At 56.3% G+C, this 16,807-nt stretch carries 13 protein-coding genes; 9 read left to right on the top strand and 4 right to left on the bottom strand.

The genetic code is table 11. The features are described 5' to 3' along the window. Positions 1-84: 84 nt before the first annotated feature. Positions 85-1,041, top strand: a complete 957-nt coding sequence (locus tag BMW31_RS10730) for an NAD-dependent epimerase/dehydratase family protein (RefSeq protein WP_091825513.1) — start codon at positions 85-87, stop codon at positions 1,039-1,041. Between the two features lie 111 nt (positions 1,042-1,152). Here the strand turns inward: BMW31_RS10730 and BMW31_RS10725 are convergent, their stop codons facing one another. The 4 genes from BMW31_RS10725 to BMW31_RS10710 form a co-directional block, all read right to left on the bottom strand. Beyond that, positions 1,153-1,827 carry a NigD1/NigD2 family lipoprotein gene (locus BMW31_RS10725; protein ID WP_091825510.1) on the bottom strand — a complete coding sequence of 225 codons (675 nt, stop codon included), beginning with the start codon at positions 1,825-1,827 and terminating at the stop codon, positions 1,153-1,155. Continuing rightward, a complete protein-coding gene (locus tag BMW31_RS10720; protein WP_091825506.1) occupies positions 1,827-3,032 on the bottom strand; it encodes a 1-acyl-sn-glycerol-3-phosphate acyltransferase in 1,206 nt (401 codons plus the stop codon). Before BMW31_RS10720 ends, BMW31_RS10725 begins: the two co-directional genes overlap by 1 nt. A 12-nt stretch (positions 3,033-3,044) precedes the next feature. Continuing rightward, a complete protein-coding gene (locus BMW31_RS10715) occupies positions 3,045-3,848 on the bottom strand; it encodes a DeoR/GlpR family DNA-binding transcription regulator (RefSeq protein ID WP_091825503.1) in 804 nt (267 codons plus the stop codon). 314 nt (positions 3,849-4,162) lie between these two features. Then, the gene (locus BMW31_RS10710; protein WP_255404942.1) at positions 4,163-4,612 is read right to left on the bottom strand and encodes a hypothetical protein; all 450 of its coding nucleotides are present in this window, start codon (positions 4,610-4,612) and stop codon (positions 4,163-4,165) included. 527 nt (positions 4,613-5,139) lie between these two features. Here BMW31_RS10710 and glpA point away from each other — a divergent pair. From glpA to BMW31_RS10670, 8 genes are all read left to right on the top strand, one after another. Continuing rightward, positions 5,140-6,759 (top strand): anaerobic glycerol-3-phosphate dehydrogenase subunit A, encoded by a 1,620-nt coding sequence (gene glpA / locus BMW31_RS10705; RefSeq protein ID WP_091825584.1) that lies wholly within the window; start codon positions 5,140-5,142, stop codon positions 6,757-6,759. Beyond that, positions 6,756-7,994 carry a glycerol-3-phosphate dehydrogenase subunit GlpB gene (glpB, locus tag BMW31_RS10700; RefSeq protein WP_091825497.1) on the top strand — a complete coding sequence of 413 codons (1,239 nt, stop codon included), beginning with the start codon at positions 6,756-6,758 and terminating at the stop codon, positions 7,992-7,994. The genes glpA and glpB overlap by 4 nt, the downstream gene beginning before the upstream one ends. A gap of 4 nt (positions 7,995-7,998) precedes the next feature. Beyond that, positions 7,999-9,252 carry an anaerobic glycerol-3-phosphate dehydrogenase subunit GlpC gene (gene glpC, locus BMW31_RS10695; RefSeq protein ID WP_091825494.1) on the top strand — a complete coding sequence of 418 codons (1,254 nt, stop codon included), beginning with the start codon at positions 7,999-8,001 and terminating at the stop codon, positions 9,250-9,252. Between the two features lie 118 nt (positions 9,253-9,370). Then, the gene (gene pgtP / locus BMW31_RS10690; RefSeq protein WP_091825491.1) at positions 9,371-10,756 is read left to right on the top strand and encodes a phosphoglycerate transporter protein PgtP; all 1,386 of its coding nucleotides are present in this window, start codon (positions 9,371-9,373) and stop codon (positions 10,754-10,756) included. Between the two features lie 14 nt (positions 10,757-10,770). Continuing rightward, entirely contained in the window at positions 10,771-12,258 is a 1,488-nt protein-coding gene (locus BMW31_RS10685; protein ID WP_091825487.1) for an MFS transporter, read from the top strand. A 14-nt stretch (positions 12,259-12,272) separates the two neighbouring features. After that, a complete protein-coding gene (locus BMW31_RS10680) occupies positions 12,273-13,142 on the top strand; it encodes an HAD-IIA family hydrolase (protein ID WP_091825484.1) in 870 nt (289 codons plus the stop codon). Between the two features lie 35 nt (positions 13,143-13,177). After that, a complete protein-coding gene (locus BMW31_RS10675; RefSeq protein WP_091825480.1) occupies positions 13,178-15,427 on the top strand; it encodes a glycoside hydrolase family 31 protein in 2,250 nt (749 codons plus the stop codon). A gap of 142 nt (positions 15,428-15,569) precedes the next feature. Continuing rightward, entirely contained in the window at positions 15,570-16,772 is a 1,203-nt protein-coding gene (locus tag BMW31_RS10670; protein WP_091825475.1) for a porin, read from the top strand. Positions 16,773-16,807: the final 35 nt, after the last annotated feature.

The following is a 16,807-nucleotide window of genomic DNA, read 5'->3' as shown; positions in this document are numbered from 1 at the left end:
AAGCAAACTTTCCGGCCATCAGTTGACTGTTTATGAGAATTATTTGCTTATTTTGCACTTCAAATAAAGACTTTAAGTATAAGCATGAAAAATGTCTTGGTAATCGGTTCTACGGGACAGATAGGTTCCGAACTGACAAGAGAATTGAGGAAAACTTACGGTAACGAACACGTTGTGGCAGGCTACATCAAAGGTGCCGAGCCACAAGGAGAACTGCGTGATGCCGGCCCGGCCGAACTGGCCGACGTGACCGACGGCGAGCTGATAGCCTCGGTAGTGAAGCGGTACCACATCGACACCATCTACAACCTGGCTGCCCTGCTCTCCGTTGTGGCAGAGTCAAAGCCCCGGCTGGCCTGGAGGATAGGCATAGACGGGCTGTGGAACATCCTCGAAGTGGCCCGCGAAAACGGCTGCGCCGTATTTACGCCGAGCTCCATCGGCTCCTTCGGCCCCACCACCCCGCACGAGCTGACGCCGCAGGACACCATTCAGCGGCCCCGCACCATGTACGGCGTGACGAAGGTAACCACCGAACTGCTGAGCGACTACTACAACCTGAAGTACGGAGTGGACACTCGCTCGGTGCGGTTCCCGGGAGTTATCTCCTACGTTACGCCTCCCGGAGGCGGCACCACCGACTATGCAGTAGACATCTACTACTACGCCGTGCGCGGCGAGAGGTTCGTCTGCCCCATCAAGGAGGGCACACGCATGGACATGATTTACATGCCCGACGCCCTCAAGGCCGCCATCCAGCTCATGGAGGCCGACCCTTCAAGGCTCGTGCACCGCAACGGTTTCAACATTGCTTCCATGAGCTTTGGCCCCGAAACGGTGTATCAGGCCATCCGGAAGTACAAACCCGAGTTCGAGATGGTGTACGATGTGGACCCGCTCAAGCAGTGTATTGCCGAGAGTTGGCCCGACTGCATGGACGACAGCTGCGCCCGCCGCGAGTGGGACTGGGCCCCTGTCTACGACCTGGACGCCATGACCCGCGACATGTTAGACAAACTTTCGGTTAAGCTGAAGGGATGATTTTCCGGGAAGTTAAGGAAGGTAAGAAGATAAAGAAGGCAAAGGCCAATGGCCTGAAAACGACAAAAGGCAATGACACCTGTTGCTCTCAAAGGGGAGCGGCAGGTGTCATTATTTGCTGAAACGCTTGGTAACGGTGCCTTTGTAGGTGGCTATGGAAAGGTAAATCTGCGTTCCGGCCGGCCACACCTGCAAGGGAATGCTCACGTAAACGTTGCTGGTATAGTATTCGGGTACGCCGTTCTGGCTGTGCGTAAGGCGGCAGTGCACCTCTTGGGTGCCGTCGGCGTGGGTGTAAACGGCATCGGTCACCACGCCCACCTGCTGCTTGTTGTCGGCTTCCTCCTGCTTTCCGGTCTTCAGTCCGAGGCCTATGTTCAGGTATTTACGGTTCTTACCAACCCATGCACTTACGAATTCGAGCGGGTCGGTGTGAATGGCGCCGGCCTCGGAAGCCATTACCGGCTGCAACACAGGCACGCGGACAATGCTCACGGGCTCGGCTTCAGTCCCCACCTTATTATAATATAGCAGGGCCCGATACACCGAATCGGTCTTCGTAGCCCACTGGGCAGCGATGGCAGCAGAGAACTGCAGCTGTTCGTCGGCATCCGTCACGGCCCGCGCAATGGAGCCGGGAGAGGCAGAAAAAGCCTCTACGAAGTCGGACGTAAGGTAGGAGTACCTGCCGTCGCCGGCTTCGTAGTTGTCGTTGCTGCACGCTGCCAGCAGCACTGCTGCCAGCATCGCGAGGCAGAGGTCATGCCATCGGCGCGGTTGCTCCATCAGGATTTCTTGAACGTAAAGCGGTTCATGATGGACTTGATGCGGCTGTTATCGCCATCGCGTGCGGCAAAATAGTTCTTTGCCGGGTTGGCATACATGTTCAGGATGCACTCCCGGAGGAACTTCTCGTCCTTGTTCTCGATGTTTATTTTGGCCAACTGGCCGGCCAGATACTGCTCAAAGAGCGCCCGCTCCTTGGTCGAATACATGTCGGAATGGTCCTTGTTGCCCTGCAGCATGTCCAGAGCGATGTAGTTGTTGGCAAAGAGGCGGTAGTTGCGGTGTATCTGCATGTCGATATAAGCGGCGATGCTGTCGAACAGCTGGTTCTTGGGAGCATCGGCATTCTGCTTGCGCAGCCACTCGTCTATGCACGGTGCGCAGTGGTAGTGGATGTGACCCTTGAAGCCCTTGATGCCCGTCACCATGCTTTCCATATCGTCTCCGGAGGTCTTCTTCCAGAAAGGAACGTCGCGTTTGAGCTGGAACTCGCGCGCCTTGAGATAGTCGCACGGGTCGTACTCGTAAGAGATGGTCAGCGGAACGATGTGCAGCGCGATGAGCCGGTCTATGAGGCTGCCCTCGCCACCCATAACCATCATCTTCAGGATGGCAGGCTGCGTAAGGTCGTTAGAATCCTTGGCACGGCCTTCACGCTGGGCTATCCACACGTTCTCTTTCTTCTCCGCGATGGCAAAGTGCATGTAGTCCGACATGCGTTTGCTGGCCCTGTACATCTCGGCGGCATGGAGTGCGCGCTCTACGGTGAACGACTTGTTGATGCGCACCAGGTCTTTCACCCACGGCACGGTGAGCAGATTGTCGCCAATGGCTATCTCGCAGGTGGTGTCGAAGCCCACGTCAAGCAGCAGCTTGTCCAGGAACGCCGAGTCGAGAACGATGTCGCGGTGGTTGCTCACGAAGGTGTAGCGCCGCTTGATGTTCACGCTCGACGCATCCATGCTGCAGCCCAGGCTGGCCTGAGTGATGAGTTTCTGCAGGAAGGGGTAGCAGAATACCTTCTGGAAATCGAGGTTCGTCTTGCAGCGTCGCACCCTTTTTTCCACTTCCTCGAACGGAACTTCGGGGTAGAAGTTGGTTACCACCTTGCGAAACTGGTCGTCGGCAAAGAGCCGGTCATATACTTCAGGCAGCTCCTCGGGGTTAAAGGGCCTGATAGGGTCAAAATCTGACGGAATGTTCATATCTGTTTTGTTTTATGGGTTTAAGTGTAAAGGAGCCGCGGAGGTCCAGCTCACGTCGGCTATGATGAGCTCTATGCCGAGTTCCTCAATGCGATTGCGGTCGTTGGGCTTGATGTGCGAGTCGGTGATAATCATGTCCACGTCCTCCATGTCGCTGATTTTAGCAAAGCCCCTGCGGCCGAATTTCGACGAATCTGCCAGCACAATGGTGCGTTGGGCGGCCTGTATCATCTTCTGGTTGAGGTGCGCCTCGCGCATGTCAGTAGTCGTAATGCCGAAGTTGAAGTCGATACCGTCAACGCCGATGAATAGCTTGCTGAACGAGCAGTCATTGAGCAGCAGCTCGCTGTAGTCGCCGACAACCGACTGGCTGCTGTGCCTCAGCATGCCGCCCAGCTGGATAATGTCCACGTTGTCGTTCTGGGCCAGCAGGATGGAGGCCTGCAGCGAGGCCGAGACCACAGTGAGCCGCTGGGCCGGCTTGATGCAACGTGCGAAGGCGTGGATGGTGGTTCCCGAGGCTATGATGATGGAGTCGTTGTCCTCTATCAGCTTGGCAGCCTCAACGCCTATCTTGTACTTCTCTTCGGGATAGAGCAGTTCTTTCTCATTCACCGACCGGTTGCTGGCAAAGGGATTGATGGCTATGGCCTTTCCGTGGCTGCGGTAGAGCTTGCCCTCCTTCTCGAGTTCGGTCAAGTCCTTGCGTATCGTGACCGACGAAACATCCAACATTTCTGCCAACTCGGAAACTAGAACAAAGTCTTGCTTGAAGAATTGCTCCAGTATAGTTTTGTGTCTTTCTTCTTTAGTCATACATGTAAGGGCAGGACTTTGCGTGCCGACCGGCGCCGGCGGCTTCGTCCCGGAAGTATTTCTAACTGATTTAACGTGAAACAAAAATACGAATTATTTACTTACCAGTTTCGCTTCGCGGTACCTTTAACAATATATTAACATATTATATAAGTAGGTTTGAGACGAGAATTCTAAAGACCATGCTTTTCCTACCATATCTTATTTGCTACTTCTGCTTTTTACATGCTTGATCATTCATCTGAATTCAGGCGCATAATCCTAAAAAGACTGGGATAAGGATTACCTGTTTCATGTCCACAGTCTTATGAATTTTAAAAAGAATAACCCACACTGATATAAGGATAAATTACCGCATCACGGTCTACGCCATGATCATCGTCAAACTTGAATCCCGGGTTCAAGCCTGCCCTAACGGTAATTCCTTTCTCCGACTGATAACGGTAGCCAATATCGAAGAAGCCGAAAGTTCCGCTACGATCACGCTCAACGGTATACGCCCCCTCTTTGTTCTTGTAAGTGTATTGCCCGAAACTGACCCCAAGACCAAGCTCTACATGGTGGTTTTTGCGACCAAACAGGTAGTTTACTGCAACGGGCAGCGTCCAGCCCGTTGTGTGTCCAGTAGAATTCTGAAAGAAATCATCCGCGTGGGAATTGGTGTAGGCAACCCCAACTCGTCCGCCCCAGTTTGTATGAGAATTAAAACGCGTGTCGTAGCTTACACCAAATGTCGTCGAAGCACCAAGCGCCTCGGCAAACACATTGCTTTCTTTGAGCCAATGAACTACAGGATATAAATAACAAGGCAAGTAAAGTGAAATAATGCTTCATGTGATTTGAGGATTTATTTTAGTTTTGAATTCCAAATAAAAACATGATGCAATTATACAAAATATATATATAAACACGATAAAATCATATTTGTTTTTGTTTAAACTAAACACTAATTAACAGCAAACACTCGTCTTTGCAACATCCTCCTGCCACAGGGCGTTGCAGCGGAGGTGGCATTCAAGGCGCCCGAACGATGCCTTCAAGGGGCTTGAAGCATAGCATCAAGAGGCTTGAAAGACGCCTCCGGCAAAACCGCCCCGCAGCACCTGACCGGCGGAAGCTGGCAAACGGAGATTTTATTGTTAAAATAAACTAATAAAACTTGTATGTTTTCGAAATATAATATACCTTTGTTGCAAAAGAAACAAGTATGGGTTTCGTTTCGCAACTCACAACACCCGGCGCGTTTTGTTTTGCAAGCCACAACCCTGTCTACGACCTCATGCACGAAACAATGCACATGGAAACCAACAAAGAATACGACGTCATCATCATAGGAGGCGGCATCACGGGCGCCGGCACGGCCCGGGACTGCGCCATGCGCGGCCTCAGGGTGCTGCTCGTTGAGAAGTACGACCTCACCAACGGGGCCACGGGGCGCAACCACGGGCTGCTGCACAGCGGCGCCCGTTACGCCGTAACCGACAGTGAGTCGGCCTCGGAATGTATCAAGGAGAACATGGTTCTGCGCAAGATAGCCCGCCACTGCGTGGAAGAAACCGACGGTCTCTTCATCACGCTGCCCGAGGACGACCTCGGCTACCAGCAGCAGTTTGTAGACGCCTGCCACCGTGCAGGCATCAGCGCCACCATCATAGACCCCGCCGAAGCGCTCCGCATGGAGCCTGCCGTGAACCCCGCGCTCACGGGAGCGGTACGGGTGCCCGACGCGGCCGTAGACCCTTTCATGCTCACCACGGCCAACGTGATTGACGCCCGCCGGCATGGAGCCGACCTGCTGACCTACCAGGAGGTTACCGCACTCATCGTGCAGGGCGGCCGCGTGGTGGGCGTAAGCCTGCGCAACAACCGTAACGGCGAGGTGCGCGAGGTGCGCAGCCGCCTCGTTATCAACGCAGCAGGCATCTGGGGCCAAAGCATCGCCCGCATGGCCGGCGTGCGTATCAACATGTTTCCGGCCAAGGGAGCGCTGCTTGTCTTCGGCCACAGGGTAAACAACATGGTCATCAACCGCTGCCGCAAGCCCAACAATGCCGACATACTGGTGCCGGACGACACCGTGTGCGTTATCGGAACGACGAGCGACAGGGTTCCTTTTGAGACGGTAGACAACCTCGGGATAACGCCCCAGGAGGTGGACATCCTGCTCCGCGAGGGCCAGAAGCTGGCGCCGGCACTGGCCTCCACCCGCATTCTGCGGGCCTACGCAGGCGTGCGTCCCTTAGTGGCGGCCGACAACGACCCCACGGGGCGCAGCATCAGCAGGGGCATCGTGCTCCTTGACCACGAGGAGCGCGACGGGCTGGCCGGCCTCATCACCATTACCGGCGGCAAGATGATGACCTACCGCATGATGGCCGAAGTGGCCACCAACCTGGCCTGCCGCAAGCTGGGCGTAAGCAGGAAGTGCGAGACAGCAGTCACTCCGTTGCCCGGATCGGAAGAACCCGCCGGCACAGACACCGACTACACCCACAACGTGGCAGCCGGACGCCACGGCATCATGGCACGCGACATCAGCCACCAGACGGCCGAGGATCGCGCTCTGGTTTGCGAATGCGAGCAGGTGAGCGTAGGAGAAGTGAAGTTTGCAGCCGACAAGCTGCACATTCACAACCTCATGAACCTGCGCCGCCGCACGCGTACGGGCATGGGAACCTGCCAGGGCGAGCTCTGCACCATGCGTGCCGCAGGCGTTCTGTGCCGTGCTGCAAAGATACGGGCCGACCAGGCCGAGGCCGACCTGAAGGACTTCCTGCAGGAACGGTGGAAAGGCATGCGCCCCGTGGCATGGGGCGACACGCTCAAGGAAGCACAGCTCACGCAGACCATCTACGCCGGACTCTGCGGACTGGACCGCGTCGTTACACCTGATAAAGACAAGAAATTATGAGATACGATACCATCATCATAGGAGGCGGACTGGCCGGTTTTACCTGCGGCATCAGGCTGGCCGAGGCCGGCCAGCGCGTACTCATAGCCGCTGCCGGCCAGAGCAGCCTGCATTATGCCTCGGGCAGCATCGGGCTGATGGGCTACAACGAGGGCGGAGAGGTTGCTCTCAACCCCTTTGAAGTCATGGCGCAGCTGCCTGCCTCGCACCCTTACGCCAAGGTTACCGGCCACCGGCAGAAGGCTGCCGAGGCGCAGGAGCTGCTCTCGCGGGCGGATCTGAGCTTCGCGGGTGGCGGCGAGGGCAACCACTGCAGGCTCACTCCCATCGGCACCACCATGCCTGCATGGCTCACGCTCCAGGGACTGGCCACGGCCAACGCAGCCGGCGAAATGGCCTGGAAGCGCGCTGCCATCGTCAACATCGAAGGATTTCTCGACTTTCCGGTCGACTTCTTCCGCCACCACTTAGAACAAGCCGGCGTGGCCACAACCAGCCATACCGTTACCACTCCCGAACTGGAGTACGCGCGCCGGAGCCCCTCGGAGATGCGGGCCACCAACATAGCCAAGGTTCTGGACGACGAGGAGAAGCTGCGCAAGGTGGCCGCAGAGCTGCGCAAGATACCCACCGGAGCCGACGTCATGCTGCTGCCGGCCGTCATGGGCTTTGCCAATAGCGGCTGTGCCGACACGCTACGCGAGCTTACGGGCCGCAAGCTGGAGTTTGTGGTCAGCATGCCGCCCTCGGTGCCCGGGGTCATGATGCAGCAAAAGCTGCGCCGGCGGTTCTGCGCACTGGGCGGTACTTACCTCAACAACGATGCCGTTACGGGCGGCGAGCTTGGCCCGCGGCTCGAAAACATCACCACCGAGCACCTGCAGGACACCCCGCTCAAGGCCGACAACTACGTGCTGGCAACGGGTTCGTTCATGAGTGGAGGACTCACATCCAACTACAGGCAGATACTGGAACCGGTCTTCGGGCTCGACGTTGACGCCCATCAGGCCCGCAACGACTGGCAGGCGGCAGGCGTATTCGACGCCCAGCCCTACATGACTTACGGGGTGAGAACCGACGAAAACCTGCATGTGCAGAAGGCCGGGCAAACCATCGGCAACCTCTATGCGGCCGGCGACGTGCTGAGCGGCAATGCCCCCACCCGGCAGGCCGACAAGGAGGGCGTTGACATGCTTACCGCCCTGCAGGCTGCACACAACATATTAAGCGAATAAGAGCATGGCAGAAGAAACACAGATAAAAAGCATCAGCCGCCACAACCTCGAGCAGTGCCTCAAGTGCAGCATCTGCACAGTGTACTGCCCCGTATCGGCAGTGGAACCGACATACCCGGGCCCCAAGCAGTCGGGCCCCGACCAGGAGCGCTACAGACTGAAAGATGCGAAGTTCTTCAGCGAGTCGCTGAAGATGTGCCTGAACTGCAAGCGCTGCGAAGTGGCCTGTCCGGAGGGCGTACGCATAGGAGACCTCATCCAGGCAGCCCGCATCGACTACAGCACTCACACGCCGGGGCTGCGCGACCGCATGCTGGCCAACACCGACTTCATGGGCACGCTGGCCAACAAAGTGGCCCCGCTCGTAAACTTCTCACTGGGACTGAAGCCTGCAAAGGCCGTGCTCCACACGGTCATGAAGATTGACAAGCACCGCACCTTCCCGGCCTACTCGGCGCAGAAGTTCGAGACCTGGTTCAACAAACACGCCCGCGAGAAGCAGCGGGAGTACAAGCGGTTCGTGAGTTTCTTCCACGGCTGCTACGTAAACTACAACTATCCGCAGTTAGGCAAGGACCTGGTAAAGATTATGAATGCCTGCGGCTACGGCGTACACCTGCTGGAGAAGGAGAAGTGCTGCGGCGTGGCACTCATAGCCAACGGCCTCTCGGGGCAGGCCCGCAGACAGGGACTGAACAACATGAAAGCCATACGGAAATCCATTACTGCCAACGACGAGGCCGTAGTAACAACCAGTTCTACCTGCACCTTCACCATGCGCGACGAGTACAAGGAGCTGCTCAACATCGAAAACAGCGACGTGCGCAGCCACATCACACTGGCCACGCGCTTCCTGTACCGCCTCATCGACGAAGGCAAGGTCAAGCTGGCATTCCGCCCCGACTACCACCTCAAGGTGGCCTACCACAGCGCCTGCCACATGGAACGCATGGGCTGGGTGGTGTACAGCACCGAACTGCTGAAGCTGATACCGGGTATCGACTTCATGATGCTGGAGAGCCAGTGCTGCGGCATAGCCGGTACCTACGGCTTCAAGCGCGAGAACTACGAGCGCGCGCAGCAGATAGGCGAAGGCCTCTTCAGGCAAATCAAGGAGGTGGCACCCGACTGTGTGGCCACCGACTGCGAGACCTGCAAATGGCAGATAGAGATGTCGACGGGCGTACCCGTGATGAACCCCATCAGCATTCTGGCCGATGCACTCGACGTGGAGCAAACGCGGAAGCTGAACAGTTAAATCTTTGTGACCCGACGCGGACAAACCTCTCCGCGTTGCACGAAAAACCCGGCGCGCGGCATGCAACCAAGCAATAAATTCGTTAACTTTGTAACAGATATTAAAAAATACCAAGAAAATGTGGAACTTCTTAGCACCACCGGCCTATAGAGCCGAGCAGTCGGGGCCTGAAGCCGACGCCAGATACAAGAAACTGCGCTGGCAGGTGTTCTTGGGCATCTTCATCGGCTACGCCGGTTTCTATATCGTAAGGAAGAACTTCTCCATGGCCATCCCCATGCTGGCACCTTTCGGGTTCGAGAAGGGCGAGCTGGGCGTGGTGCTGTCGATGAATGCCGTAGCCTACGGGTTCTCCAAATTCATCATGGCCAGCGTCTCCGACCGCAGCAATGCGCGCCGCTTCCTGCCGCTGGGACTGTGCCTCGCAGCCCTGTCAATGATGTTCATGATCGTGCCGATACAGTGTATAGGCCCGGAGCACAAGACGTGGGCCATCGTTCTCATGGCCGTCCTGAACTTTCTCGTGGGCTGGTTCAACGGCATGGGGTGGCCTCCCTGCGGGCGCGTAATGACCCACTGGTTCTCCATCAAGGAACGAGGCACGTGGATGTCGGTATGGAACTGCGCCCACAACGTGGGCGGCGCACTGGTTGGCCCCATGGCAGTATATGGCGCAACGTGGTTCGGCGCCTGGTTCTACGGAGCCGACGAGCAGCGCTACTTCCTCATCGGAACCTATCTGTTCCCGGCCTGCGTGGCGCTGCTTATCGCCGTGATAGCCTACTGCCTCATACGCGACACGCCACAATCATGCGGCTTGCCGGCGGTCGAAAAATGGAGAGGCGACTACGCCAAGACCTACAGCGAGAAGGCGGAAGAGGTACTCTCGACGCGCGAAATATTCAAAACGGTACTTTCAAACAGGTTTCTGTGGTACATCGCCATTGCCAACGCCTTTGTGTATATGGTTAGATATGGCTGCCTGGACTGGGCACCTACCATCCTGACCGAGCAGGGCATCGACATCAAGAACGCCGGCTGGGCCTACTTTGCCTACGAGATAGCCGCCATACCTGGAACCATTATCTGCGGCTGGCTGTCCGATCACGTGTTCAACGGGCGGCGGGCAGTACCCACCATCATCTTCATGGCCATCGTAGCTGTGTGCATCGTGGTGTACTGGCAGAACTTCGACAACATCCACATCGTGCTGTTCTGCCTCATAGCCATCGGCTTCTTCATCTACGGACCGGTCATGCTCATTGGCGTGCAGGCCCTGGATTTGGCTCCCAAGAACGCTGCCGGAACGGCTGCCGGGCTGACAGGCTTCATGGGTTACGTGTTGGGCACGGCCCTGCTGGCTAATGTAGTGATAGGCTACGTGGCCGAAGCTGCGGGATGGAACTGGACCTTCATCCTGCTCATAGGCGCCTGCCTGCTGGCCATTCTCTTCATGGCACTGACCTACAAAGAAGAACAATACTTGATTAAAAACAAGAAATAAGCATCTAAAGCATCATGGAAAAGAACGACGTCTACAGTCCGCTGGGCTCACAACGAAAGGCTTTCATGTCATGGCAGGCGAGAACCATCATCGTTACCATGATAGGTTACGCCATCTTCTACTTTGTAAGGAAGAACTTCTCGCTGGCCATGCCGGGCCTTACAGCCGAATACGGCATTACCAACAAGAGCTTCGGCTGGATTATCTTCATAGGCTCGCTGGTCTACGGTTTCTCCAGATTCATCAACGGTTACGTGGTAGATAAAGTCAGGGGGCGCATTGTGATGGCCATAGGCTTGCTGCTCTGTGCCGTTGCCAACTTTGCATTTGGCTTCGGAGTCAACCTTAGCGCCTTGATAACAGGTAGCGACAGCGGCCCCGACTTCACCAGTACGCTCATCCTCGTGATGGGCATCACCATCATCTTTAACCAATACTGCCAGGGCATGGGCTATCCTCCCTGCGCCCGCATCCTGCCTCATTGGATTCATCCCAGTGAGTTGGCAACCAAAATGTCGGTATGGAACACGTCGCACTCCATAGGAGCAGCGCTGGCGGTCATCGTCTGCGGCTACATCATGGGGTCGTTAGGCACCAACATGAGCGCCGATGCAGCCGTGGTGGAGCGCATTACCGCCAACCTTACCAGCAACGACGTGGCCAATGCCACCACCCAGGCACTGGCCTATGCCGGCCATGTGGGCGCCTGGAAGTGGTGCTTCTGGCTGCCGGCATGCCTGGCCGTGGCCGGTGCGGTGTTTATTTTCATCGGACTGCGCGATGAACCCAAGGACGCCGGACTGCCCGACCTGCCCGACACTTCATTGGGTGGCTACTCTTCGAACATGAGTAAAAAGGCCCGGAAGAAGTTCGAAAGCGTCATGGTATGGAAGAACCGCTGGGTGTGGACATTCTGTATAGCCAACATGTTCGTGTATGTAGTCCGCATGGGTGTGCTCGACTGGGGCCCGAAGTTCCTCACCGAGAGCCGTGGTATGCAGATATCAGAAGCCGGATGGACAGTAGCAGCCTTCGAGATAGCCGGAATAGTGGGAACGCTCTTTGCCGGCTGGGCTACTGATCATATCTTCCATGGCAAAGGACACAGAATGTGTGTGATGTGTATGCTGGGTGCCGCCATCTTCATGACTATCTTCCGGTTCCTGCCCTCGAGTGCAGGCATCACGCTGACGGCCTCCGTCCTCGTTGGTGCAGGCTTCTGCATCTACGGCCCGCAGGCACTTATAGGCATCGAGCTGGGCAACCAGGCAACCAAAGAAGCATCCGCCCGAGCCAACGGAATCTCCGGAATACTGGGCTATGTGGGCTCGGGTTTCTCCGGTCTGCTGGTGGGTTACGTGGCCGATATCTACGGATGGACCAAGGTGTTTGAAACTATCATCGTTGTAGCCATTATCGGTATGTTCGTTCTGATCTCCATGTGGAAAGCTCCGCGCGACGGATACGAGCGCAGCCAGGCCATCAAGTACGACGAAGAATAAAACCATTCAGCGCTATGACTACAATCGACAAGTACATCAGTCCGCTATCAGAAAGGGAGCTGCTGCAGGCCTGCGCCAAGATAAAACACGTGGCGCTGGACATGGATGGAACCATTTACCTAGGCAATACGTTGTTTCCTTACACGCAGAACTTTCTCAGGACGCTGCACGATAACGGCATTTCCTACTCCTTCCTGACCAATAATCCCACCAAGAGCAGCAAGGACTACCTCTTGAAACTGCAGCAGCTGGGCATCAAGGCGACAGAAGAGCAGATGTACACCTCATCCATCGCCACCATTGATTACATCCACCAGCATCATCCGCAGGCCAAGCGCATCTTCGCCTTGGGCACACCAAGCATGCAGCAGGAATTCATGAAGGCCGGGTTCGAACTGGCAGAAGACTCTCCGACCGACCGACCTGACCTGCTCGTCGTGGCTTTCGACATGACGCTTACATACGCTCGCCTCTGCCGGGCAGCATGGTGGGCCTCAAAGGCCGATATTCCCTACATTGCCACCAACCCCGACTGGGTATGCCCCACCGACCAGGAAACCATCCTGGTTGACTGCGGCTCCATCTGCAAAGCCATTGAGGGAGCCACCAAAAGGCAGCCCGACATTGTCATCGGCAAGCCCAATCCCAACATGCTTTACTGCATACGAGACAAATACGGGCTGCAGTCGGATGAGATAGCCATGTGCGGCGACCGCATCTACACCGACGTGGCAACCGCCCAGAACGCCGGTTCGTTAGGCGTACTCGTGCTCTCCGGCGAAACCACTCTGCAGCAATCGCTCACCTACGAGCGGCAACCTGACATCACGGCCCGCAGCATTGCCGAATTCGGAGCATTGCTCGAAGCCTCGCGAAAGCCTTAAAACAACCGTTTGGAACCGTTAAAACCTTTAGTCTGATGAGGAAGAAAAGCCTACTGCTACTGATTGGCGCATTCATCGTGCAGCTTGCCTTTGCCGCCACACCGCAGCAAAATCCGCTGGTGTGGGGCAACAACCGCATGACGATTGTCACCCCTACGCTGCTCCGCCTGGAATATGCAAGGAACGGAAAGTTCATTGATGCGCCCACGCTTTTTGCCTCCGAGCGCAACAACAGGCTGCCGGCCGACCAGTTTACGGTCAGGGATTTAGGCGACGACTGCTACGAAATAACGACCTCGGCACTGCGAATATGGTTCAAACACGACGGCTATCCCTTCTCAACCAGCAACCTGGCAGTCTACTACAAGCGCGATGGCAAGGAGCAGAAGTTCACCAACCGCTTCATCCTGAAGAACAACTTAGGCGGACCGGTGGAAACTCTGGACCGCGTGACCCACGAAATTCCCATGAACGACGGCATCCTGAGCCGCGACGGATGGTACATGATTGACGACGCACGAGCCGACCTCGTGGTCGACGGCTGGCTCAAACCACGCGACACGAGTAACAACCTGCAGGACGAATACTGCTTCATCTACGGCAACGACTACAAGGCCGCACTGGCCAGCCTGGGCGCCATCAGCGGCAAGGTGCCCATGACGCGCAAGTACATACACGGCGTGTGGTACTGCCGCTACTGGGATTACACCTCGGAAGAGTTCCTCAATATCATCAAGGGTTACGACGATCACGACTTCCCACTCGACAACATAGTCTTCGACATGGGCTGGCATACCAACGACGCAACAGTTGGCACGGGGCACAACGGCCACAAGGAGTGGACCGGCTACACCTGGAACACGCAGCTCATTCCCAACCCCAAGGCACTCATCGACTCCATTCACCGCCAGGGCATCACCGTATCATTGAACGACCACCCGCACGACGGCCTCCGTCCTCACGAGCAGCAGTACGCTGCCTTCATGCAGGCAATGGGCGCGAAAGCCGACAGGCCGCTGCTCTTCGACCCCTCCAGCCGTACATACATGACCAACTTCTTCGACTACGCCCACCGTCCGTCGGAGCAGATGGGTGTAGATTTCTGGTGGCTCGACTGGCAGCAGAACTACCTCTACCCCTATGTGCCGGGCACGAACACCACTACCCTGGCCTGGCTCAATGAACTCTACTACCGCAACTCGCAGCAAAACAACAGGCGAGGTTGCAACTATTCGCGCTGGGCAGGCTTCGGCGACCACAAGCACCCCATCCAGTTCTCCGGCGATGCACAGTCAAACTGGGAGATGCTGGCCTTCGAGGTAAAGCTCACTGCATGCAGCGGAAACGGCGGCTGCTACTATTGGGCACACGACATCGGCGGTTTCCGCGGCGACCCCGACCCCGAGCTCACGGCCCGCTGGACCCAGTTCTGCGCCCTCTCGGCAGCGTTACGCGTCCACTCTACCAAGGACCCACGGCTCGACCGCAGGCCCTGGCTGGGCTCGGAAGCCATGACGCAGGCCCTGCGCAAGGTCTACCACCTGCGCTCACAGCTTATACCTTATATATATAGTAGCGTATGGCAGACCCACACTACCATGATACCGCTCAACCGATGTCTGTTTATAGACTACGGAAACCAGAAGGAATCCTTCCGTAACCCGCAGGAGTTCCTCTTCGGAGACCTCATTCTCGCCGCCCCCATCACCACACCCGGCAAGGGTGCCGACATGGAGGCATCGCAGAAGGTGTGGTTCCCCGAGGGCGAAGTGTGGTACGATTACTTTACCCACGAAGCCTGCAACGGCGGCCAGACCCGCAACGTAACCAAGCCGATAGACGAGTTCCCGATGTACGTCAAGGGCGGCTGGCTGCTGCCCATGCAGCCTTATATCAGGCGACCCACCACGGCTCCGCTCTCGTGTCTTGTGCTTCGGGCTTATCCCGCAGGCCGCGATGTAACCAATACCTTCAGCCTCTACGAGGACGACGGCATCTCTCTCGACTACGAGCGGGGGCAAAATGCCACCACTGCCCTGGTCTACAACCAGCAGGACAGCCACGTAACCATCACCGTGCAGCCTGCCAAAGGCTCCTACCAGGGGCAGCTCTCGCGGCGCTCGTACCAACTCCAGCTCCCCGCCTGCGGCCGGCTGCAGAAGGCAAAGGTAAACGGCCGCACTGTGAAGCCCGTGTTCGATGAGAGCCTGCAGTGCTACACCATCGCCGTGCCCGAGCGCAGCGTAAGGGAAGCAGTACGCGTAGAATACGAGCTGAACAGATAAAAAACCTTGCCGGAACATCAGAACAACCTAACCATAAAAACCAAAGCTTATGTAAAAAACCAAAATCTTATCTCTTTCTGCTGCCTTACAGAGGCAGAAGATTCATGTAATTCTATCAATAACCTAATTTAAAACAAAAGACATGAAAACCTTGTTTTATTCCTTATTGGCCATGATGACCTTTTCAACAGGAACAGCCAAGGCCGGTGACAGCATCGCCGCCAGTGACAGAAATCTGTCTCCGCTTATGGAGCCAGCTGCCATTCAAGCGAGCGAACCCCAAGCAGCTGTGGCCGGACAGACACAAGCCGAAGAACCCAGCGGCTGGCAAAAAGTGCTTGACAAGCTGCCCAAGATTTCCGGCTACCTGCAAACAGGCTACCAGTACAACAGCCTGGGCAAGCACTCCTCTTCTTTCCAGGCCAAGCGCCTGCGCCTGATTGCAGACGGCAACGTGAGCAAGAACGTTTCCTTCCGCCTGCAGATTGAAGCCTTTAACGGCATTGCCGGAACCACCAACGGCCGAGGACAGAAGAACCTGCAGGTTATGGACGCCTTTGCCACGATGAAAATCAGCGATGCCGTGAAGGTAAGAGCCGGACAGTTTTACCTGCCCTTGGGCTATGAAAATTATGACATCTCGCCCGCAACACTGGAGACAGTAGACTTCTCCGATATCTGTTACCGCATGGTTTGTCGAAACCCCATCGCTTATGATTGGGTTGACTACGGGCGCGACTTAGGTGTCATGATTTTCGGAGACGTTGCACCTTCCTCCGAAGGCTTCAATTACCTGTCTTACAACTTCTCAGTAACCAACGGTTCGCTGCCTTCCAAGGACGACAACAACAAGTCCAAGGATTTGGTTGCAGCCCTCACATTCCGCCCTATCAAGAACCTAAGCATCAAAGGAGCATTCAACTGGGGCCAGTATGCCGGTACAGTAGGCACCCAGACCTACGAGAACCAGGACATGACACGTTACGTGCTGGGTGCTTGGTACAACCAGCCGGCGGGTCTCGACCTGCGTGCAGAGTACGGCCACATGGTTTCGAGCCACGGCGGACAGAGCATTATCAAGGAAGACGGCTTCTATGCACTGGCCGCCTACCACTTCGGTCCATGGATGCCCATGGTAAGATACGCCATGTACCGCGACAAGGTGAACAAGTCCACACTCAACAACTACGACTCCGTGCTCTTCGGTCTCACCTACCACCTGAACAAGAACCTGAAGTTCCAGGCCAACTACATTCTGACCATGTACACCGATGAGGCCAAAGTGACCAACAACGACAAGGGCAGCTCCAGCAAGTTGCAGGTGATGGGAATCTACTGTTTCTAACCTGCCAACAGCCATCAAAATCAATTTCTAAACAT

Source organism: Prevotella sp. kh1p2 (assembly GCF_900111525.1).
In the GTDB taxonomy this organism is placed as follows: domain Bacteria; phylum Bacteroidota; class Bacteroidia; order Bacteroidales; family Bacteroidaceae; genus Prevotella.
The sequence above is the reverse complement of the archived record's forward strand: the minus strand, read 5'-3'. Positions and strand labels throughout refer to the sequence as shown.